The sequence below is a fragment of the Bacteroidota bacterium genome (genome assembly GCA_016183775.1).
In the GTDB taxonomy this organism is placed as follows: domain Bacteria; phylum Bacteroidota; class Bacteroidia; order JABDFU01; family JABDFU01; genus JABDFU01.
The window spans coordinates 21,427-44,649 of the sequence record JACPDY010000152.1 but is presented as its reverse complement, the minus strand read 5'-3'; the positions used below and the strand labels follow the sequence as shown (position 1 = coordinate 44,649).

The window sequence follows — 23,223 nt, the reverse complement described above, 5'->3', positions numbered from 1 at the left end:
GAAAAGTGTAATTCAAAGTCCATTGTTTGATTTTTAAAATCAAACAACAAACTTTTTTCATTCCCTTTTCAACTCAATCCGCCATTATTATTAACAGCTAACTGTTTGTCCCTCAATTATTATTCATGCGGTGGCCCTGGGAGATACCGGAGATGAAGTTGGATTGAGTCTATTTTTGCCATCAAAGAATTCTACTTTAAACAGCCCGTACACTCAGTTCAAGCTATTAATAATTGGTCCCCAATTATTCAAATATTTTGTCAAGTCGCGTTTTGGATTTACAAACTTATTATCACATAATAACTGCATATCCATTTTAGAAAGTCCACGTGATTCAAATGCTTTTTTATTATTCGTTACGGTGATATAACAATGTATAGATTTTTCTTTTCGATCAAGGCTAGCAAATATTTTAAGGATTGTCTTCGGTTCTATTATAATAAAATCATTTGATTTTTTTTCAAAGCTGTATAGAATAAATATCCAATAGTCGGCTGGAGATTTTTCAATTTTCTCCCGATTTAAAGTCCACCAGCCAGTTCCTTTTATGTTTGGACGTAAATGTTCCTTTACATGTGTACTATTGAAGTCTTTAGAGAATTTTACTTGGACAGATGTTGTTCTTTTATTTGTTTTGTCGGTAAGTAAAAGGTCAATTCCTGTGTCTTTACTTGGTAACCAAACAGTCGCACTTCTAAGTGATTTCTCAATTTCTGCTGCAACTAAATACTCGCCTGCGTGTATTGTAAATATTGGTTTCATAATCTATTCATACTTGCCACAAACAAGTTTACATTAGTATTATTGATATTTCCTATAAATAATTTCCTTCACACCTCAAACCCCCACTCATCCTTAAATTTATTGCCTTTCCCTTTTTGCGGGCGCTCCTCTTTTATGTCTTTAGTTCTTTGTTCCTGTTTGGGTTGGACAGCTTTTTTAGGCAATTGCTCAACTATAGCAAAATCCAATTGCTTTTTAATCAGGTTGGCGCCTTTTATTTCAATACGCAAAGGGTCGCCGAGGCGAAGAGTCTGTTTGGTTCTGCGGCCAACGAGACAATAATTTTCTTCGTCAAAATAATACATATCGCCTTTTATATCGCGTATGCGCACCATACCTTCGCAATGGTTTTCGTTAAGCTCAACAAATATGCCCCACTCCGTAACGCCGGAGATCATTCCGTCGAACTCCTCCCCTACTCTGTCCTGTAAAAATTGTACTTGTTTGTATTTGATGGATGAACGCTCGGCATCGGCTGCAAGCTTCTCCATATCTGACGAATGTTTACATTCCAGTTCAAGCGCGTCGGCGTCAACGGGTTTTCCTCCATCCAGGTAATGCTGCAATAAACGATGTACCATCACATCCGGGTATCGCCTGATGGGCGAAGTAAAGTGTGTATAAAACTCAAAGCCTAAACCATAGTGCCCTATATTTTTTGTAGAGTAGACAGCTTTCGCCATTGTACGTATGGTCAACATAGAAATAACATTTGCTTCACTCTTTCCTTCCACATCTTTCAATAACTTATTCAGCGAGTCAACCGTTGATTTTTCGTTTTTCAGATTTATTTTATATCCGAATTTTCCAACAAAGCCGCCGAGGTCACTCAGCTTTTCTTCGTTAGGCTTGTCATGTATGCGGTAAACAAAAGGTAGTTGTTGGTTATTGGTTGTTGGTTGTTGGTTGTTTTTTCCCTCGTATCTCGTCCCTCGTCCCTCGCCCCTCGCTCCAACAAACGCCGCCACTCTTCTATTCGCCAGCAACATAAAATCTTCGATCAACTGGTTCGAATCTTTCATTTGCTTAAAGTAAACGCCTGTAGGGTTGCCCACTTCATCTAAATGAAATTTCACTTCACTTTTTTCAAAAGCTATACTTCCTTTACGCATACGGTCGGCACGAAGTGTTTTCGATAATTTATCCAGCACCATTAATTCCTGTTGAAAGTCGGCCTCTTTTCCTCCATTAATTTCTATGCCGCTTGCCTTTTTCGCGTTCCCGTCTTCCAACAAAGCCTGCGCTTCTTCGTAAGTATAGCGCCTGTCGGAATGGATAACAGTACGGCCAAACCATTGCGCTTCAACCTGTGCCTGTTCGTTCATTTCGAATACAGCCGAGAAACAAAGCTTGTCTTCATTGGGCCGCAGTGAACAAACATTGTTCGACAAAATTTCGGGTAACATAGGCACCACACGATCCACAAGATAAACCGATGTGGCACGTGATGAGGCTTCATTATCGATTATCGATTTTTCTTTTACATAATGTGATACATCGGCAATGTGAATTCCTATTTCCCAATTTCCGTTTTTTAATTTTTGAATGGAAAGAGCGTCATCGAAATCTTTCGCGTCAAACGGGTCGATGGTAAATGTTGTGACGTTCCTGAAATCTTTTCGTTTGGCTATTTCAGCGGCCGTTATTTCGGTTGGAATATAATCCGCTACCTTTTCCACTTCTTTCGGGAACTCGTACGGTAAGCCGTATTCAGCGAGTATAGCGTGCATCTCGGTATTGTTCTCGCCCGCATTTCCCAAAACATCAATTACTTCACCAATCGGATTAACTGCATTCTTTGGCCACTCTGTAATTTTTACAATTACTTTTTGTCCGTTTTTCGCGCCCTTTAATTTATTGAGCGGCACGTAAATATCTGTTCCGTTTTTATTACTGCTTGGGACTAAAAACGCGAAACGTTCCGAAATCTGTATGGTACCTACATATTCATCACGTGCACGTTTTACAATTTCTACAATTTCTCCTTCGTGCTTGCCGCTTTTTCGATCAGGGAACAGTAATACTTTTACTATATCGCCCTGCAAATAACCTTTGGTGTATTTGGGAGCAATGTAAATATCATTCTCCAACTCATCCGATATCACATAAGCGGAGCCCGACATGGTCATGTCCACTTTTCCTGTGACATAGCGGCGGGCGGCGCCTTTGATCTTATACTTTCCGCGGTCGGCTTCTTCTATCAGTCCCTTTTGTAAAAGTTCGGAGAGCATTACATTTACAAGTTGGCGCTGGCTTTCATCTGAAATACCAAGTATTGATGCCACTTGTTTATAGTTAAATAATTTACCGGGCGCTTTTTTCAGCACTGCTAATACTTTTTCGAACAAGTACACGTTCTTTCCCGGTTTATTTTTTGATTTTCTTGACATTAATTATTGATTCGATTTAATTTATTACAATTATAGACAAATTTAGCCCAAGTCTATTATGGGGAAATGGTATACAAGCCACACATTGAAAAAAGATGATCTGATTTGAAAGGAATTGGGACTGACGGACCTGCGGCAATTAATGTTTAACTAAACGAAATTCGGAAGTGGTGAGCTGGGCATATCGTTCGCCAGAAGCAAAGGCATCAACATCTTCTTCCTGATAATACCAATGAAAAATGACTTTGTTTACACCTTCTTTTGCAGTTTTTTCAAACCCCCACAATATATTCAATATGTATTTTGCTGTTGATGAGTTAAAATAATCAAGTTTAAATGAAAGCTCAGTTACTTTATTCGGCGCTTTCGCATACTCATCTATCCAATTCAAAAGAGGGTTGTAAAATTTAGCGGGATTTTCAGGATGCGATGAACCCGAAATTTCAAAAATATTATTTTCCGGGTCAAAAATAACCTTAGGTGTATTGTCTGTTCCTTCTAAAACTAATTTCTGCATTTACATTTTTCGTTAAGCGAAGCTAACAAAATTAATAGAATTTTTAACTCGCGACCCTAAAAATACTTACGAGACAAAAAACAGAAAACCTCATTACAACAAAAAATGAGCCATGCTGAAATTTTTCAGAAAAATGGAGTCTCTCTGAATATCACTATATATAAGTGTTTTAATGGGGGTTTGTTTAAAAATTTATATTAAAGTAACCGACTTTATGGGTGACGAATACGATTACTCAGGACACGTGAGTTTGCCGAGATAAAACACTAAAAGGAATAACTCAGGTTGATCGTGGCGGTAAGCTCGTTGAACTTCTTTACACTCTGTTCAGAGGGCAATCGCTTTAAGTAATTACAGGTAATGCCCAATGTTGGCTTCCCGTATTTAGGTTCTTTTATTTGGGGAACATAATTAATTCCAACTCTTGAATTAAAAACATTACTGTTTGTTTTCCCGTTGATTACTACCTGGTTGAATGTTCCGGTTGTGCTTATTCGCAATGCACTATTCATGAACGTTTGCGCAACTGAAAGGTTCGGGCCCCAATAAGTGGTAGTTAATACATCTAACACACTTTGGTTTATATTGAACGTAATACTCCCGTTTGTTTTTGTCGGCAGCCAACTTAAGTTGTAGCCCAGGTTGCCACTATAAACTATAAACGGCACCTGCTCCTGCATACCTGTTCTCTGGCCGGTTACCTGGTAGGATGTAAAAAGCATAAAACCTTGCTTTAGTTTGGCATTGCCAAAGTTATAGTTGACGCCTGTATTCGCACTTTGCGTCACCTGGTAAAAATTCAAAGTATCGAGTGTATTGTAAAAGAAAGGATCGTTTTGCGGCCGGTTTTTTGTATAACTGCTGAAGTTTGAGTAAGAGCCATTCAGCGAAAGTTTGTTACTCACCATCATATTGACATTCGCAGCATTTACAAATCTGCGTGTATCGTTCAGTTTTGTTTTATCAAGGTTATTACGCTGGAATCCCGAATTCAGACTAAGATTTAATTTTCCCTTCAGCAGGCTCAGGGACGGAGCTAAAGTGATATTCTCCAGATCATTATTGAAATAATACGCGCCAAGTGTCTGGTAATCCGGTGCTACACGCTCATATTGCAGCTGAATATTAAATTGTTGTGCATGATACGCAAAAGCGGTTTTATACGCGCTGAAAAACTGCGAAGTCGATCGCATAATAAATAACCCGGGGAAATAATTTTTGCGGTCTGTGGCTGCGTCTTCCGCAGACAATATGTTTCTTGTCAACCCCGACAACGCATATTCTCCCTCAAGCGAAAAATGTGTGTTTAGTTTTGTTTTCCCTATCAAACTGATCGCCATATTATCTTTTGGCAAAACTGCGGTATTTAATGGTATGAAAGGAATTGAAAACGGGTCATCACTTGCTTTGAAGAGGATCAAATGCATAGCATGTCCATTTTTCTCATATCCTGCCTTTGCACCATATCCCATCCGTTTATAAGCCATGTTCGCGTCCGAGTCCGCGATCGCATCATAAGGCACCGGCTTATTGAGTCTCCCATACATCGCACTGATGCGCCAATTACCCGGGTTCAGCTCAATCCCTCCACCCAGAAAAACATAGCCCGCCATTGTATATGATGAAAAGGTCATGCTGTTATATCCCGCATATCCTTTAATCCATTTGTACTGTGGCGCCAAACTTAGCTGATTGAAAGGCTGTGTGAACGTTCCATGCTGGTTGCTGTAACTATAATTAAATGGGATGCTCCAGTCAAGTACAGAGAAATTAAGGCTGCCCGACATGAACCAGGTGAATGGATCCCTGCGCGCCTGTATTCCCTTGGCAGCATAAACAATAGACGAAAAATTAGCGCCCCCGCTTATTTTAAGCATACCCTTTTGTCCAAGCTTTTCAATATTCTGGGCAATAGAACTAAATGCGCTTAAAAGAAAAAGTGAGGTTTGAAATAGCGAAAGGCGCATGCCGGATTATGAATGTTATTGGGTAACAATAATTGAACGTTGTTTCGAATCGTGTTCCGCTGTTACCTTTAAAATATACGTTCCATTCTCAGCCTCCGGGATAGTGATCGAACCAAAATAATAGCTGGACGGAGAGATGGCCTGTTTGTACTTTTCAATACTCTTAGCATCATACACCTGTAAAACAAATGCCTGTTTCACAAATAATTTTATTTCAACCGTAAAGGTTCCATTATTGGGATTGGGATAGATCTTGATCTCCTCAATACCATTGCTGCCATTAACATTAGCCGATATAGAATCGGCCGGAGTAAAATTAATTGTCTTATTCAATTGCATTTCACATGTGCCAAAGTACGCTTTCATGGTAAGAATGAACGAACCCGTTTTATCATAAATAATAGTTGGTGCGAATGAATTCGTATCGAGCAGCTGGGCGCCCGCAGGTAACTGCCAGGTAACTTTATCCGGTCTCGGATCGCTGATATCTACAATAACAAGTGTGTCACCTTTCGCATTATTGGTAGACACCAGGAAATCAACTTTAGGCAATAAACTGCTTCTTGATATTTCAGCTGATGTTGTTTGTATGCAGCCTAATGTATCTTTGATCGTTACAGTATATTGCCCCAACCCCAGACCTGAAAATACCGGAGCGGATTGAAAATTATTTCCATCGATCGAATATTGGTACGGCGGAACGCCCTTTGAAGCGGCAATTTGCAAAGTCCCGCTTGCATTCTTTGGATCGCATGATTGAAAAGCTTTAACTACAGAAGCAAGCGGATCCGGAACATATACTTGAATGCTGTCCGTCCCAATGCAACCATTATTATCAGAGATCGAAACGACATAAACCATTGTATCTGTAGCAGAAACTATTTGCGTATTGCCGCTTCCTATCACAGCGCCTTTATTCAGCCAGGTATATGTATAGCCGGGAGTTCCTCCCAAAGGAGAGGCCCAAAGTGAAACCGTTCCACCCGGACAAATGGTAGTATCAGTCGCTTTGTTGATCGCTAAAGATAATTTTGCATCTACATTTACCTGTTGAATACTTTGGCAGCCGTTGATGGTATCCGTTACGGTCAGAATATAAATACCGGTATCAGTTACCGTTGCCGGGTTAGTTGAAACATAGCTTCCGGGACCTTTCCAGCCAAGTACCGTATTGAGTGATACTGATGAACCATTTAAAATTATTGAAGGCGATGAACATGTAATTGTTTTCCCGGCAGGGACATTTATAGCCGGGGAGTATTGTCTGTAATTAATGTTTACTGCTTGAGTAGATCTGCATCCGTTTGAAGTATCTGTCGCCATGAGTAAATAAACTCCTGCCTTTGTAATTGCTGTAGGATTTAACATTGTATCTCCCGTTCCCAGCCATTCAAGTTTTGTATTTGAGGTCATAGTACTGCCAATTAAAATAAGGGTGTCGGTTTTGCAGGTAAGATCGGCGCTGGTAAATGAAGCCGAAACTGTCGGAGATATTTTATTGGATGAGACAGTTACACTATCCACAGCAACACAACCATTCGTTGTGTTCAGCACAATTAATTTATAATTCCCTGCTGTGCCGGTTTGCAATGGGTTTGGCCACGATACCCCTTCTGCATCTTTCCAACGTAAAGAATCTGCACTGCCCGATGAGCCTCCATTGATCGATATTGTGTTTTTAAAACATGTAAGTGTGTTATTTCCGGATGGTATCAACGGAACAGGTTTAATTGTATCGATAGTTACAATAGCTGTATCGCGCCAATGACAACCATTCGTTGTTTCCAAAACTGTTAAAATATACTGCCCCGCTTTGCTGGCGGTGGGCTGAGCATTGGTTGTGATGGAGCCATCCGGTCTCTTCCAACTATACATAACACCCGATGTAGTTGATGATCCTAATAACACAACTGTTTTATCCGTACAATTTATTTCCTTATCCGGACCGGCATTTGCATCAGGCGGAGTATTAATAATAATATGAAATGTGCGGGGAGCACTCTTCAGTCCGCAGGTACTTATTGCTATCACAGTCAGATCTCCGGGACCGGGATTCATTGAAAAATCCATCGTTATGCTATTGGCCCCGGTTGAATGTATTACGGCTCCCGTCCCGCTGTATGTCCACGAATATGTTGTGCCCGGAACCTTCGGCACTTCATACTTAACCCCCATATCTTCCGGACAGACAGCAGCCTTATAAACTGCAAACTTCCCGGGCCGCATTGGAGTGAGACAATACGCACTTATGCTGTCAATTGTATACTTATCAGGACCGGAAACATATTCGCGTGTTGAAACCTGGTAGAGCGTATTGTTTACTGCCTTCAACTGACGGACATCATAATAGTCAGGACCGAAAAGTAAATTACCTGAAAAGCCTTTGGAGGAATTGGAAATATAAGGACTTGAAGATATTATGGAATATGGATCGCCGCAGGAACCCCTGTTCAAATCTGAAAGTTCAAATCCTCCTATATATAATGTGCTGTCGTAATACGCGGCATTATTAATTTTAGGTTGAACCAGGTAATCCGGCACTTCAGGTGGTCGTATCGGCGACGAGCAAAGCGACCACATATCAATATCGTAGTTTTGCTTTGTTAATTGATTATTCAGAGAATTCCATTTAAACTTCAAAGCCCCGCTGTGTTTACCGCTGTAAATAAAATTATCCATAACATATATATTTCTGTTTAATATGACAAGGGCCGCTCCTCCCCTGCCATAATATTGCTGCGGATCAAAATAAAATCCATAAGATGAAAGGTCCTCCCTCCCAACGATCCTTAACGCGACAGGTTCGAGAAAAGCATTGTATTCCCATTTGTAAAGAATAAGCTCATATTCCGTAAGCGCTGCTATCAGACTATCTCCATAAACAATTTTCAGCATGGGGGCTCCGGCATCCTCAACAATAACAGAATCATTTATCAGGTATCCCGTCGCTTTACTTATAACAGAAAGTGCTGTAAAAGAAAAATCGCCGACGTATAAATAATTTTTATCCGCGGCTATATTTGTAGGGCCCGCAATATTCACTCCTCTTCCTGAAGGATTCCATGGCAGAACACTCCCGCTTACATCAATAGCTGCTATGTTTTTCCGTGCAGATCCTTTGACCTGAGAAAAAGATCCTGCAATGTATATCTTGTTGTCCGAAAATAAAACCTGTGTCACAATGTCTCCTCCGCCTAACCCAAAAGGTCCCCAGGACACAGCATTGCCGGTCGTACCATCAATAGCGCCAAGTATTATGCCGCTGGAATTGCCGCCATAGTATAACACATTTGTTGTTGTGTCAACAGCGTATGAATAAATATAATAGCTTAATTTCTGTGTTACCATTGCCGTTTCCTTTTGCGCCGCAATAGTGATTGAGCATAGTAACAAATAAAAAAATAAAACTATTTTACCGGGACGAAACATTATAAATCAGTTTCCAAACTATTTTTGTATTGTATTTGGGCCGACTAAAATAAAATTATTTTGAATTTAAAAAATCAGTATTTATACTGAGTTGATAAATTATTCCGGCAGCGTAAATCAATACCTTTTAATCAATAACTTGAGCCATACTTAGCCGGGCGCGAAATGTGTATGCAAACACCAATAATTTAAACCTTACTATGAAGCTTTCCGTTTTAAACAGGCATATACTTAAGGGCATCCCTTCAGCTTCAGGCATTGATATTATTGATAATACAATATATATAATTGGCGATAATACGCCCTGGCTGTTTAAACTTGATAAGCAATATCGTGTGGTGGAAAAGTTCCGGATCAGATCAGCAGAAGGATTGAAAGACGGTAAGATCCCCAAACCTCTAAAACCCGATTTTGAAGCAATGACTTATGTTGGATCGGGAAATAAGCAGGAACTGTTCATATTCGGTTCGGGCTCAAAATCACCGCAACGGGATGTGCTGGTACGGGTTAGTGTGAACAACCCGGCAAATTATAAAACCTACTCCTTAGAAACATTTTATAAAACCATTCGCGAGGCCATTAAGCTGAATGCAGGCGAACTTAATATTGAGGGCGCTGTCGCTGATCCCGAAAACCTTTACCTGCTTAACCGGGGGAAGAATATTATTTTTAAATTAAGCCTAACTGCATTTCTTGAACACATAAATAATGGCGGTATTTGTCCTGTCCCGGAAGTTTTTCATTTTAAGCTGGCTGAAATAAAGGGCATTGAAGCAGGTTTTTCGGGCGCAACAATTACTCCCGATAAAAAGAAAATACTTTTTACAGCATCGGTTGAAAATACACCTAACTGGTATGATGATGGTGAAGTGTTGGGCAGTTTTGTCGGCATTATTAACCTGCAAACATTAACCGACAATATTACCCCCGTTTGCATACCAATTACTGACAGAGGGCTGACATTGAAAATAAAAGTTGAATCGATCGCTTTACGCCATATTGATCCTACAGGCGTTTTGCATTTGCTGCTGATTACCGATAGTGATGGGGATACTTCGGAATTGTTTGAGGTGAGTATGTCGTTGAAATCGGGAGACATCATTAAGTAGTGTGGCCTCCGGGATTATTTTTATTGTAAATTAGCTTCTCCACAAAACAAAGAGACAATAGATGAATAAAGAAATTCAAGCCTACAATGATGCTCAATTAATTGAGGAGAGGAAAATTTGTAATTTACTTTCGCAGGAGATTTGCCGCAATTTACCTGAAGCGGAAAATAAAATATGGCATGCACACCCTGTCTGGTTTTTAGACGGAAATCCAATTGTTGGATATAGTAAACTGAAAAGTTGTATTCGATTGTTGTTTTGGAGCGGTCAATCTTTTGAAGAGAAAGGCTTACAAAAGGAAGGTAGTTTTAAAGCTGCCGAAGCCCGATACACATCTGTGAAACAAGTAAACATAAAAGATTTAAAACGTTGGCTTAAAAAATCGATAGAAATTCAATGGGACTACAAAAATTTAATTAAACGAAAAGGACGTTTGGAAAGACTAAAATGATTTGTATCCCTGATTCAAAAATTCCGATTTCTCTCTACCCACTCCTTAATATAACTCACCACTTCTTTGGTATCCGTACCGGGGGGGAACAACTTGCCAACACCCTGTGCATTGAGGTTTTTCATATCGGCGTCGGGTATAATGCCTCCGCCTGTAAGAAGTACATCGGTCATGCCTTTTTGCTTTAGCAATTGCAGCAACTTTGGGAAAACGGTATTGTGCGCGCCCGATAGTATGCTTACACCAATTACATCCACATCTTCCTGCATAGCTGCGTTTACAACCATTTCCGGAGTTTGGCGCAAGCCGGTGTAAATAACTTCCATGCCGGCATCGCGCAGAAAAGACGCGATCACTTTGGCTCCGCGGTCGTGACCGTCGAGTCCTACTTTAGCAACTAAAACACGTATGGGTCGGTTCATCTGTAATTTTATTTCAAGCGACTGATTATCATATGCCTGCCTAAGTGCTGCAATTTACGGAAAAATATAGCCTATACTTTCACAGATTAATGGGTATTAAGTATTGTAAGATAATTTTATTGGTTTCGCCCTTCTCCTTTATAGAAGGAGCCCGAAAGGCGGATGAGAACTCAAAACACCCAAATTTTCCCATTTCTACAACCAACAGCCCCCCTGTGCATTAAAAAAATCTTTTTTTTTTTGTTATTACTACCATAAAAGTATCTTTGCACCTGATTTAACCATAAAACTTATAAAAATGGCAGACATTGCATCACGTGTAAAATCAATTATAGTTGATAAACTAGGTGTTGACGAAAAAGAAGTAACACCGCAATCGAGTTTTACAAATGATCTGGGTGCAGACTCGTTAGATACAGTAGAGCTGATCATGGAATTCGAAAAGGAATTCAACATTGCTATCCCCGATGATCAGGCTGAGAAAATAAGCACCGTTGGTGAAGCTGTTGCTTATATCCAGGCTAACGTTAAGTAAGTTATACGCTTTTGTTTTAAGTTATTTGTTATTGGAACAGTAACCCTTTGGGTTATTCTTTCGTATAAGACCTGACTTTTAACGTATAAACTGATTTCCCAACTCCATGAAGAACTTAAAACGCGTAGTAGTTACAGGGCTTGGAGCCATTACCCCGATTGGAAATTCGGTTACCGATTATTGGAATAATCTACTTGCCGGTGTTAGCGGGGCGGCTCTCACTACACGTTTCGACGCGGCTAAATTTAAAACCCGTTTTACCTGCGAAGTAAAAGGATTCAAAGTAGAGGATTACTTTGATCGTAAAGAAGGCCGCAAACTTGATCTTTACTCACAATATGGCATTGCCGCCGCCACACAGGCATTTGAAGATTCTGGATTAAAAAATATCGAATTCGATCATGACCGTGCCGGAGTCATTTGGGGTTCGGGCATTGGCGGGATTGATACCTTTTTGGAAGAGTGTACCGGCTTTATTAAAGGTGATGGCACCCCACGTTTCAACCCTTTCTTTATTCCAAAGATGATCGCGGACATCTGTTCCGGTCATATATCAATTCGCTTTGGTTTACGCGGACCAAACTTTACCGTATGTTCCGCTTGCGCCAGTTCTACAAATGCATTGATCGATTCATTTAATTATATACGTTTAGGTGTTGCCGATATAATTGTTTCAGGTGGTTCTGAGGCCGCAGCCAACCCTGCAGGTGTTGGAGGATTTAACGCCATGCATGCGCTTTCGGTCCGCAATGATTCGCCTCAAACGGCTTCGCGCCCATTTGATAAGGACCGCGACGGTTTTGTATTAGGCGAAGGTTCAGGTTGCATCATATTGGAAGAATACGAGCACGCGGTAAAACGCGGAGCAAAAATATACGCCGAAATAGCGGGCGGAGGAATGAGTGCAGACGCACACCATATAACCGCTCCTCATCCTGAAGGATTGGGCGCCCTTAATGTTATGCGCTCTGCTTTGGCCGATGCCGAAATGCAAGCTTCCGATATCGATTACGTGAATGTTCACGGAACATCAACGCCCCTGGGCGATATTGCAGAAACAAAAGCGATACTCAGTGTTTTTAAAGATCACGCCTACAAACTCAATATCAGCTCAACCAAATCAATGACAGGTCATTTGCTCGGCGCGGCAGGCGCTATTGAAGCAATGGCATGTATACTGTCAGTTAAAAATGACATTGTTCCCCCTACTATTAATCACTTCACCGACGATCCTGAATTAGATAACAAACTCAATTTTACGTTTAACAAAGCTCAGAAACGCGAAGTGCGCGCCGCGCTTAGTAACACCTTTGGATTTGGCGGACATAACGCTTCCGTTATTGTGAAAAAATTCAAAGGCTGATTAACCTCACCTACATCAACATATTTAATTGGTTTCCTTTCTTAACAAAACACGTGCTTATTTTTCCGACGATAAAAAATTATATCGTTCGCTGAAAAATATTCTGGGCTTCTATCCGAAGAACATCGACCTATACAAACAGGCTTTTCGTCACCGCTCAGCCTGCAAGGATAAAAAGCAGTCTAACAATGAGCGACTCGAATTTTTAGGCGATGCCATACTCAGCGCGGTTATCGGTCATTATCTTTTCATGCGTTTCCCCTTTAAGGATGAAGGCTTCCTTACCAAAATGCGCTCTAAACTTGTGAGCCGCACCCAACTCAACCTCCTGGCAAAAAAATTAGGAATCAGTGCATTCATAGAAACAAATGGCGATAGTGGCATGAGGAATTCCTCTGTGAGCGGCGATGCCTTCGAAGCACTGATTGGCGCTATATACCTTGATAAAGGATACAAAGTTGCCAACCTTTTTATTTTGAAAAGGGTATTGTCGGTTCATCTTGACATTGATGAGATTGAACAAACAGAAACCGATTTTAAAAGCAAATTCATCGAGTGGGCACAAAAAGAAAAAGCGCCTTTTGAATTCCGGATGCGGGAAGAAGTAGGCAACGGTCCCGATAAACAATTCATTATTGAACTTGTTCTTAACAATGAAGTAAAAGGGATGGGCCGGCATTTTTCAAAAAAGCGGGCGGAGCAAATGGCTGCAGAAGAAGCAATGGTATTGCTCGAAAAATAATTTTACCACTTTTTATTCCACCTGTATTCGGGTTAACAACGAAACGTCTACCTCAGGTTTGCAGTATCGGGTTCGATCAAAGCGTTTGATTTGCCTTTTGCCATTTACCTTGCTACTTTAGCTTCATAATTATGGCCAAACTTGTACTTGATATTGAGTATGAATATGACTTCGTTTTGATTGGTATTTCCTGCCACGAAAAAGATTATCGTTTAACCTGGGCGCTGAATAATAGCCTCAACCTGGAACTGGCGAAAACAAACGACCTGCAGATTGATGCAAAAAAACACAAAGAGCCCCTCACCTACTCCATGTCGGCCTTCGAAAACGAACAGCAACACCGTCAATACTACCTGATCTCGAACAGATGTCTGATCGCCGCTCTCGTCCCCGAACAAAAGCAAGCCGACTTTTTTTTAATGATAAAAGGTACATTGATGGACGAGGATAAAGCCACAATTATTAAACGTATAAAAGAAACTCCTACCGTACTCACTGCATTTGAAATTGATCCGAACAAATTGAAATCAAAAGAGAATTTGCTGTTTTGATATAACATGGAACAGCGAATGAATCCGAATTTACGGATCATACGTGTACGGGGCATCCACAAATTCATTCCTATATAGCACCTCTACAATCTTCGTTATTTGTATATTCGCATTCATTCACTATTCGTTGATTTTCCATGATTAATAAAACAAAAATAGTTGCCACAATGGGGCCCGCCTCCACTCCACCCGATGTGTTGGAATCGATGATCAAGGCAGGAGTTAATATTTGCCGGGTTAATTTTTCGCATGGCTCGTATGATGATGCCAGGAAAGTTATCACTACGATCCGTTCGTTGAATAAAAAGCTCAAAACAAACATTGGCATATTGGCGGACCTGCAAGGACCCAAACTTCGCATTGGTGAGGTTGAGAATAATGGCATTGAACTGGTTGTCGGTAAAGAAATATGCATAACCACCAATAAATGCATTGGCAATGATCAGCGCGTTTACATCACCTACCCTCAATTTCCAAAAGATGTTTCCGTAGGTGACAATGTGCTCATTGATGACGGCAAACTATTGCTTAAAGTGCTTTCCACCAATCGCAAAGATGAAGTGAAAGCAAGCATTATTCATGGTGGAATATTGTCATCCAAAAAAGGAGTTAACCTGCCGAATACAAAAATTTCTTTACCCTGTTTGACTGAAAAAGATTTGAAGGACCTGGATTTTGCGCTGGACAATGATATTGAATGGATAGGCCTTTCTTTTGTACGTAGTGTAACCGATATTGTTGATCTGAAAGAGATCATAAAAAACAAGAACAAACGTGCCCGGGTTATTGCCAAAATTGAAAAGCCCGAAGCCATTCATGAGATAGATAATATAATTGATATGGCCGATGGCATTATGGTCGCCCGCGGTGATCTGGGTGTTGAGTTGCCGATGGAGCAGGTTCCGATGATCCAGAAGATGCTGGTGGATAAATGTATCAACGCATCAAAACCTGTGATCATTGCCACACAAATGATGGAAAGCATGATCAGCAACTTTTCCCCTACCCGTGCCGAAGTGAATGATGTTGCGAACGCGGTTATGGATGGAGCTGACGCCGTTATGTTAAGTGGTGAAACATCTGTAGGTAAGTACCCGGTAAAGGTGATCGAGTACATGAAAAAAATAATTGCCGAAGTGGAGAAGCTGGGAGATATATATCACCGCGAACACCCTCCGGTCTTAAAAACGCAAACATTCATTTCCGATTCAATTTGTTTTAACGCTTGCCTTGTAGCTAAACAAGCCGGAGCAAGCGCTATTATTTCTATGACCAATTCGGGCTACACTGCATTCAAAATATCCAGTCACCGCCCCCGGGCAAACATTTTTATTTTTACCGATAATGAATCGCTGCTTACTTCATTAAGCCTCGTATGGGGCGTACAGGGATTTTATTACAACAAATACGAAAGCACCGACCAAACAATCTCTGATATAAAAGACTATTTAAAAAAGGGTGGCTTTGTAAAAACAGATGAGCTGGTTATAAATATTGCCAGTATACCTATGCAGGAACGTGGCCGCACCAATATGCTGAAGTTGAGTTATATCAATTGATCTCTCCATATCGAATAATATATTTACTGTAAATTCGCTTAACCACATCGTCATGATAAATACAGAATTATTAAAAAGAATATGTGAAACCCCGGGGGTTCCAGGCTACGAACAAAAGATCCGTGAGCTGGTTATGAAAGAAGTCAGACCTTACGTGGACTCAATAAGTGTTGACAATATGGGCAATGTTACTGCCATTAAAAAAGGCAAAAAGGATAAGAAGGTGATGATCGCCGCTCATATGGATGAAATCGGGTTTATTGTAAATCATATTGATGAAAATGGATTTCTGCGTTTTATTCCCCTCGGAGGTTTTGATCCAAAAACACTTACCGCGCAACGTGTTATTGTGCATGGAAAAAAAGATGTCATCGGGGTTATGGGCAGCAAACCTATTCATATAATGACTCCTGAAGAACGAAATAAAGTTGTGCCGCTCACTGAATATTTTATCGATCTGGGAATGAGAAAAAAGGATGTCGAAAAAATTGTGAGCATAGGCAATCCTGTAACGCGCGAACGGGAGTTAATTGAAATGGGAGATTGTGTTAATTGTAAATCACTCGACAACCGGGTATCCGTATTTATTTTGATTGAGGTATTGAAGGAGTTGAAAAAAACCCCGTATGATGTGTATGCCGTATTTACCGTGCAGGAGGAAGTTGGCATTCGTGGTGCACAGGCCGCCACCTTAAATATTCAACCTGATTTCGGCTTCGGATTAGATACTACACTTGCATACGATGTTCCCGGAGCCAAAGAGCATGAAATGTGTACACATTTGGGCGAAGGAACTGCTATAAAAGTTCTTGATGCTTCTGCCATATGCGATTATCGAATGGTTGAATACATGAAAAAGATTGCGGCAAAACATAAAATAAAACATCAATTGGAAATACTGACTGCAGGAGGAACTGATACTGCAGGTATTCAACGAATGACACCCGGAGGTGCTATATCGGGTGCTGTATCAATTCCTACAAGACATATCCATCAGGTAATAGAAATGTGTAGCAAAACAGATATCCGCTCCAGTATTGATTTACTTAAGCATTGCCTGGAAGATCTCAGCGCCTATAATTGGGATCATAATTAATTTCCAATACAAATTCCATAATACCCATATCTACCCCGAATTCTACATTATATTTCTATTCAACATTAAATAGCTGATAAACAGTATATTAAATACATGTGTTTCACGTGGAACCTATGGATTAGGTTAATGATTATATTAATACTATCTATCAAACAGACTATCACAATCATACAAGATCTTCTACAGATCACCGGACAAATATTTAATCTTTACTTCGGATAGGTCCATATATGCCCTTATAATCAAATTTTACATTGGTTATAAAATTCATGATTACTCAAATTTTCAAATAAATATTTAAAATTAAAATATTATATAAAGCCCATTGCTATTGATTTATAACCCATTCTAATTTATTATTTTTGCTGAAAAAAATAATTCTTTAAATATCATTTATCTAAAAATTAAATAATCATTCTAGCGCTATTAAGATATTTCTCTTCTTTGAACGCCTTTATTCTATTATTTTTGACATCAAATAAGTAATAAATACCTTTGCGGCTATGGAAATATTGAAAACCTGTCCCATTTGTAATTCAGCAGAATATACTGAATTTTTAACCTGTACGGATTATACTCAAAGTAAAAAGGAATTTACTATTGTTCAATGCAAATCTTGTGGTTTTAAATTTACCAATCCCCGGCCCGATACAACTGAAATTGGGAGTTATTACAAATCGGAAGAATATATATCACATAGTGATACAACAAAGGGCCTAATTAACCGCCTCTATCATTTGGTGCGTAAATATACTCTTGCTAAAAAACTACAACTGGTAGTCCGGCTTTGCGGCTCCCCTTCAGCGAAAGATCAAAAATCACTATTGGACATTGGCTGTGGCACAGGAGCTTTTCTGAAAATTTGTAATGATGCAGGATTTAAATGTATTGGAATTGAACCTGACGTTGATGCCCGCAAATTAGCGATCAACAATTATAAACTTGATGTTCGCTCCGAGAGCGAGTTAAACACCCTTCAAATAGAATCATTTGATATAATAACAATGTGGCATGTACTTGAACATGTTCACGATCTAAATGGAAGGATTATAAAAATAAAAGATCTTCTAAAGCCCGGTGGATGGGCTATTATAGCTGTTCCAAACTGTAATTCTTTAGATGCAAAACATTACGGAAAAGAATGGGCAGCCTATGATGTTCCAAGACACCTATACCACTTTACTCCTAAGGATATAAATGAACTATTCAAAAAGTACGGGATGAAAGTGATTGAAACATTCCCAATGCGCTTCGATTCATTTTATGTTTCAATGCTTAGTGAAAAATACAAAACGGGGGCTGTGAATTATTTAAGGGCAATTTGCCAAGGCGCACTATCAAATATATCGGCCATAAGATCTGGCCATGAATTTTCCAGTCAGATCTACATAATAAGGAAATAATAGATTTGTTTCACGTGGAACCATTTTAACAACAAATTGATAATCAACCAATTGCTGCTGTGCCGAATGTAAAATTACCGATTTTTATCTGATCCTCTTCTCTTCATCCTTTCTAATTATTATGCAACCTTTTTCACTTTCCCTGTCTTTATGATATATAGTTCACAAACGGGCATTCGACAATTAAAACGGGGTATTTGTCCCCCTTTTATTAAAATGGAATTGTTAAAAACAAAATGTATACCTGCAGATGGGCTGCTTAATAAAGTGTTTACTTTACTTTCTCTTTTTCACTAATCTCTTTTAATGGGTCCGAAAGAAAAAATAATTCTTGTTCCAACTGATTTCAAAGAACAATCTCTCATTGCGCTGAGTCAAAGCTATAACCTCGCCAGGTTCACAAACGCCAAGATCTATCTTATACATGTTGTGGATGAAGGAGAAGATAAGAAATTGGCAACGGAAAAGCTAAGCGCTCTTGCAAAAGAAACACAGGAGAAAGCAAAAGTTGAAGTGAAATCGATTTTAGCCCAGGGAAATCCCTTCGTCGAAATTAATAAAGCAGTTGACCGCCTTGAACCTATACTTGTCTTTATTGGCCTTAACTCTATAGTTCCTCCAAAAGCAATACTTGGACAAAACGCATTTCGAATGGTGCGCGAATGCACAGCGCCAGTTATAACAGTTAAAGGCAAAACTCATCGAAATGGCTGTGAAACCATTTTGCTGCCGCTTGATCTTACAAAAGAAACCCGTGAAAAGGTGGGCAAAGCAATTGAATTTGCAAAGTATTATGGGGCCAAGATACAAGTGCTGGCCGTGCTTGATAAAAAAGCCGAGATCTATGAAAACAAACTGCTGGCTTATTCCAATCAGGTAAGAAACTATATACGGGAAAACGGTGTGCCCGCCGGAAATAAAACTATTCGCGGGAAAAATATAGCCGAAATGGTTGTACAATATGCTAAAGAAATAGATGCTGATCTGATCATGATCATGTCGAAAGGGGAGTTGAACTTCAAAGAATTCTTTATTGGAACAGTCGCTCAGCAGATTAATAATTTATCCGATATTCCGGTTATAAGCATACGCCCTATGGTCCGGAAAGATACTACCTCATTTGCCAGCCCTTTTTAATTTCAAGAATCAATTAAAGGTATGCGCGGATTCTATACCATAATGTTGCTTATACTTTCCAATTCGTTCATGACACTGGCATGGTACGGACATTTGCGGTTTAAAGATTTGAAATGGTTTGAAAACATGGGTTTAATGGCAGTAGTATTGCTAAGCTGGGGAATTGCGTTATTTGAATATTTCTTCCAGGTCCCCGCCAATAGAATAGGATACAAGGAATATGGTGGCCCCTTTACATTGGTTGAACTAAAAGTAATTCAGGAAGCAATTAATATCAGTGTATTTACGGTTTTCATGCTATTGGTATTTAAAAATGAAACGCTTCGATGGAATCATTTTGTGGGATTCGTGTTTCTGATACTCGCTGTTTACTTTATTTTCCGAAAGTAAATCATTTTTTAATACACACTTCTTGATTCCTTTTGAAAGCAAGGGGTCTTATGGCCACCAGACAATTATAACACGATAAAATATTTCAACATAACAGAACTAACTAAAATAATAGGGTAGGAGAGTGCCGAAAATTCAATAATACAAATACAAAAATTGATCCAAACCATGCAATAAAAGGGTATACAAATAGTTAATACATAGGTCAAAAAACTGTATAATTGTAAATAGAAGATATCATTGAAGAGCAGAGTCTACATAACGTTTATGATTATCCTGATATCCTGCGCATATTGTGCCGCACAGGATATTCCGATCGGACAATGGAGAATGCACTTATCCTATAAGGAAGGCATTGCGATAACTCAAGGCAACGGAAAAATATATTGTGCCGCGAAAGGCGGTCTGTATGCCTATAATCAGTCCGATAATTCTCTCGAGCTCATGTCAAAGCTCACCGGCATATCCGATGTATCAATAACAGCTATTAATTTTGATGTACTCACAAACACACTGGTAGTAGCATATAAAAATGCCAATATTGACCTTATCCAAAACGGCGTAATTACCAACTTGCCCGATATTAAAATAAAATCAATACAGGGGAATAAATCCATTAACAATATCTTTTTTAAAAACGGATTTGCGTATTTAGCATGTGGATTCGGGATCGTGGTAGTTGACCTCAATAACCACGAAACGAAAGAAACGTATTACATTGGACCATCTGGTTCTGCTATCAATGTACGTGATGTGAACTCTGATGGTACGCAATTATTTGCCGCAACCGATAAGGGCATTTACACGGCGCCGCTTAACAGCTTTAACCTGGCCGATTATAATTCATGGACAAAACAACCGGGTCTTCCGGACAGCACATACAATACACTAGCTTATTTCAATGGGTATATGTATGCTAATCTTTCAAAATGGCTCAGTGGTGGATGGATGCAGGATAGAATTTATAAATACAATGGTGGAGTATGGACTGCTACCGGTATCGGCTATGATAACTTTAAACGCCTGCGCTCAAACAACAACAAACTTACTACAGTTGGTCAATACGTCATTGGCATATATGATACCAATGAAACAGGGGTAGGCGCTAATTATTACAATTATGGTTTTGCAAATGCAATCTTTGCCGATGCCCTGGTTGATAATAATGCTATTGCATGGATAGCCGATGTCAGGTATGGATTGGTGAAGGAATTTCCAAATGGTCCTGGCGAAAATATTGTTCCCAATGGGCCACGCACCATTGCAGTATTTTCTATGGCTTCAGCAAATGGAAAAATATGGTCAGCACCCGGTGGGTATTTTGGTGTTGACGGTGTTTCCTATTTTTCTGACAATAGCTGGTCAACCATTTTTGGTCTGCAGCCCGGAGGAAATATGGATTCCTTACATGGTGTAATGAGCATAGTTCCTGATCCAAACAATGCCAACCACGCCTTTGCGGGTTCAATACTTCATGGCTTACTTGAGTTTAATAATGGAGCACTTGTCAAGGTGTATAATCCCAGTAATAGTTCAATAAAAAACCAGGAAAATGTTAGTGGCTATTATGCCGTACGTGTTAACGGAACAACCTATGATGACGATGGAAATTTATGGGTTTCAAACGGAGAAACCAATAATGTTATTTCAGTAAGAAAAAAAGACGGAACATGGCAATCATTTGATTTTTCGGGGTATGTAAATAGGCCCGACGTGGGTAGCATAAAAGTAACACAAGACAGTAAACAAAAATGGGTAGTTTTACCTCGTATTAACTCTATATTGGTATACAATGACAACAACTCCTTTACCACTCCCAATAGCTCTAATACTAAAATCATAACTGACAAAACCGGCAATGGCGCTTTGCCCGGAATTAAAGTTGCCTGTATAGCTGAAGACAAGGATGGGGCCATCTGGATCGGAACTGACAAAGGAATTGCCGTAATATATTCCCCTGAAAATATTTTTAATGGGGGAACCTGGGATGCACAACGTATATTGATCGAGCAGGATGGACACACACAGATCTTATTAGAAACAGAAGAGGTAACTTCAATAGCCGTTGATGGAGCCAATCGCAAGTGGATCGGGACTTCTAAATCCGGCGTGTTTCTGATGTCAGAGGACGGGACAAAACAGATTCATCATTTTGATATTACGAATAGCCCGCTACTTTCGAATGAAGTAAGTTGTATAACTATAAATTCGGAAAACGGAGAAGTTTTTTTGGGTAGTCCCAATGGAATCGTTTCATATAAAAGTACAGCAACTGAGGGAGGCGATGATTTTACAGATGTGTATGCATATCCAAATCCCGTTAAACACGATTACAACGGGACTATCGCTATCAAAGGGTTAATTAGAAATGCTGCTGTAAAAATTACCGATATTAGTGGGGCCCTGATATATGAAACAAAAGCCCTAGGCGGACAAGCGATTTGGGATGGAAAGAATTTTAACGGAGAACGCGCCCAAACAGGAGTTTATTTGGTGTTTTGTTCAAATGATGATGGAACCAAGACATATGTTACAAAGATCCTTTTTATTAATTAACACTTAGTTGTCATTTTTTAATTTTTACATTTATCCCCTTTTGCCGTTATGCTGCACCACGTAAAAGGAATCGTTTTACGTACTATCAAGTATACCGACAATAGCCTTATAGTTAATACATATACAGATCAATTTGGCCTACAAAACTATATTGTACGTGGCGTCCACAGCCGAACTTCAAAAGTAAAAGTAAACTATTTTCAGGGACTAATGGTGCTTGAAATGATCGTTACCAAAACTGGGAAACCCCGACTTGAACGTATTAACGAAGTTACCGGAGCACGAAGTCTAACACTCGAGTTTGATCAGACAAAAAATGTCATTGCATTATTTCTGAATGAATTGCTATATAAAACAATTCATGAGGTAGAATCAAATCCAAAATTATTTGGATTCTTAATTAATGTATTTGAGATATTAGGGCTTAAAGAAAATGGATGTGCGAATTTTCATTTGGCATTTATGCTCAAATACACAAAATATCTTGGCTTTTATCCAACCGAAAATTATTCCGTAGAAAATACCTTTTTTGATCTCGTGGAAGGCCGTTTTCTTTCTGAAGTACCACATCATATTCATTTTGTAGACGAAACATTAAGTAGACATATTTATGAACTGATGAATATAAAATTTGAATGTTGCGAAAAGGTACAAATCACAAATGCAGAAAGAAAACGACTAATATCAATCTTGCTAGATTATTACAAATTGCATAACGCTTTAAGTTCAGAGCTGACATCGCACTTGATTTTAGAACAATTATAAGCCCCGTTTGATTATTCCAAATAGTTTAACTTTAAGCATAAAATAGTTGAATGTT

19 protein-coding genes are annotated in these 23,223 nt (G+C 39.4%); 13 read left to right on the top strand and 6 right to left on the bottom strand.

The window, feature by feature from the left end; translation table 11 throughout:
• Window positions 1-213: 213 nt before the first annotated feature.
• The 5 genes from HYU69_16895 to HYU69_16875 all read right to left on the bottom strand — a co-directional run bounded on the left by HYU69_16895 (window position 214) and on the right by HYU69_16875 (window position 9,005).
• A complete protein-coding gene (locus HYU69_16895) occupies window positions 214-762 on the bottom strand; it encodes a hypothetical protein (GenBank protein ID MBI2272019.1) in 549 nt (182 codons plus the stop codon).
• A gap of 68 nt (window positions 763-830) precedes the next feature.
• Window positions 831-3,173: a ribonuclease R gene (rnr, locus tag HYU69_16890; protein ID MBI2272018.1), complete on the bottom strand. Its 2,343-nt coding sequence runs from the start codon at window positions 3,171-3,173 to the stop codon at window positions 831-833.
• A gap of 139 nt (window positions 3,174-3,312) precedes the next feature.
• Window positions 3,313-3,690, bottom strand: a complete 378-nt coding sequence (locus HYU69_16885) for a DUF1987 domain-containing protein (GenBank protein ID MBI2272017.1) — start codon at window positions 3,688-3,690, stop codon at window positions 3,313-3,315.
• Between the two features lie 266 nt (window positions 3,691-3,956).
• Window positions 3,957-5,657, bottom strand: a complete 1,701-nt coding sequence (locus HYU69_16880) for a hypothetical protein (GenBank protein MBI2272016.1) — start codon at window positions 5,655-5,657, stop codon at window positions 3,957-3,959.
• Window positions 5,658-5,672: 15 nt separating this feature from the next.
• On the bottom strand, window positions 5,673-9,005 hold the full coding sequence (locus tag HYU69_16875; protein ID MBI2272015.1) for a T9SS type A sorting domain-containing protein: 3,333 nt from the start codon (window positions 9,003-9,005) through the stop codon (window positions 5,673-5,675).
• 281 nt (window positions 9,006-9,286) lie between these two features.
• Here HYU69_16875 and HYU69_16870 point away from each other — a divergent pair, with 281 nt between their 5' ends.
• Window positions 9,287-10,195 (top strand): hypothetical protein, encoded by a 909-nt coding sequence (locus HYU69_16870; GenBank protein MBI2272014.1) that lies wholly within the window; start codon window positions 9,287-9,289, stop codon window positions 10,193-10,195.
• A 61-nt stretch (window positions 10,196-10,256) separates the two neighbouring features.
• Complete coding sequence (locus tag HYU69_16865) at window positions 10,257-10,646, top strand: DUF1801 domain-containing protein (GenBank protein ID MBI2272013.1); 390 nt, start codon at window positions 10,257-10,259, stop codon at window positions 10,644-10,646.
• Window positions 10,647-10,660: 14 nt separating this feature from the next.
• Here HYU69_16865 and HYU69_16860 read toward each other — a convergent pair whose 3' ends face one another.
• Complete coding sequence (locus HYU69_16860; protein ID MBI2272012.1) at window positions 10,661-11,068, bottom strand: cobalamin B12-binding domain-containing protein; 408 nt, start codon at window positions 11,066-11,068, stop codon at window positions 10,661-10,663.
• 298 nt (window positions 11,069-11,366) lie between these two features.
• Here HYU69_16860 and HYU69_16855 point away from each other — a divergent pair, with 298 nt between their 5' ends.
• The 11 genes from HYU69_16855 (at window position 11,367) to recO (ending at window position 23,168) form a co-directional block, all read left to right on the top strand.
• Window positions 11,367-11,603 carry an acyl carrier protein gene (locus tag HYU69_16855; protein MBI2272011.1) on the top strand — a complete coding sequence of 79 codons (237 nt, stop codon included), beginning with the start codon at window positions 11,367-11,369 and terminating at the stop codon, window positions 11,601-11,603.
• 106 nt (window positions 11,604-11,709) lie between these two features.
• Window positions 11,710-12,966 carry a beta-ketoacyl-ACP synthase II gene (gene fabF / locus HYU69_16850; GenBank protein ID MBI2272010.1) on the top strand — a complete coding sequence of 419 codons (1,257 nt, stop codon included), beginning with the start codon at window positions 11,710-11,712 and terminating at the stop codon, window positions 12,964-12,966.
• Between the two features lie 28 nt (window positions 12,967-12,994).
• A complete protein-coding gene (gene rnc, locus HYU69_16845; GenBank protein MBI2272009.1) occupies window positions 12,995-13,708 on the top strand; it encodes a ribonuclease III in 714 nt (237 codons plus the stop codon).
• A 131-nt stretch (window positions 13,709-13,839) separates the two neighbouring features.
• A complete protein-coding gene (locus HYU69_16840) occupies window positions 13,840-14,259 on the top strand; it encodes an IPExxxVDY family protein (GenBank protein ID MBI2272008.1) in 420 nt (139 codons plus the stop codon).
• 137 nt (window positions 14,260-14,396) lie between these two features.
• Complete coding sequence (gene pyk / locus HYU69_16835; GenBank protein MBI2272007.1) at window positions 14,397-15,818, top strand: pyruvate kinase; 1,422 nt, start codon at window positions 14,397-14,399, stop codon at window positions 15,816-15,818.
• Window positions 15,819-15,870: 52 nt separating this feature from the next.
• Entirely contained in the window at window positions 15,871-16,914 is a 1,044-nt protein-coding gene (locus HYU69_16830) for a M20/M25/M40 family metallo-hydrolase (protein ID MBI2272006.1), read from the top strand.
• A gap of 506 nt (window positions 16,915-17,420) precedes the next feature.
• Window positions 17,421-18,320 carry a methyltransferase domain-containing protein gene (locus HYU69_16825; GenBank protein ID MBI2272005.1) on the top strand — a complete coding sequence of 300 codons (900 nt, stop codon included), beginning with the start codon at window positions 17,421-17,423 and terminating at the stop codon, window positions 18,318-18,320.
• Window positions 18,321-18,626: 306 nt separating this feature from the next.
• Window positions 18,627-19,457 (top strand): universal stress protein, encoded by an 831-nt coding sequence (locus HYU69_16820; protein MBI2272004.1) that lies wholly within the window; start codon window positions 18,627-18,629, stop codon window positions 19,455-19,457.
• Between the two features lie 21 nt (window positions 19,458-19,478).
• Window positions 19,479-19,847 (top strand): DMT family protein, encoded by a 369-nt coding sequence (locus HYU69_16815; protein ID MBI2272003.1) that lies wholly within the window; start codon window positions 19,479-19,481, stop codon window positions 19,845-19,847.
• A gap of 267 nt (window positions 19,848-20,114) precedes the next feature.
• A complete protein-coding gene (locus tag HYU69_16810) occupies window positions 20,115-22,403 on the top strand; it encodes a hypothetical protein (GenBank protein ID MBI2272002.1) in 2,289 nt (762 codons plus the stop codon).
• Between the two features lie 48 nt (window positions 22,404-22,451).
• Window positions 22,452-23,168 carry a DNA repair protein RecO gene (gene recO, locus HYU69_16805; GenBank protein ID MBI2272001.1) on the top strand — a complete coding sequence of 239 codons (717 nt, stop codon included), beginning with the start codon at window positions 22,452-22,454 and terminating at the stop codon, window positions 23,166-23,168.
• Window positions 23,169-23,223 lie beyond the last annotated feature (55 nt).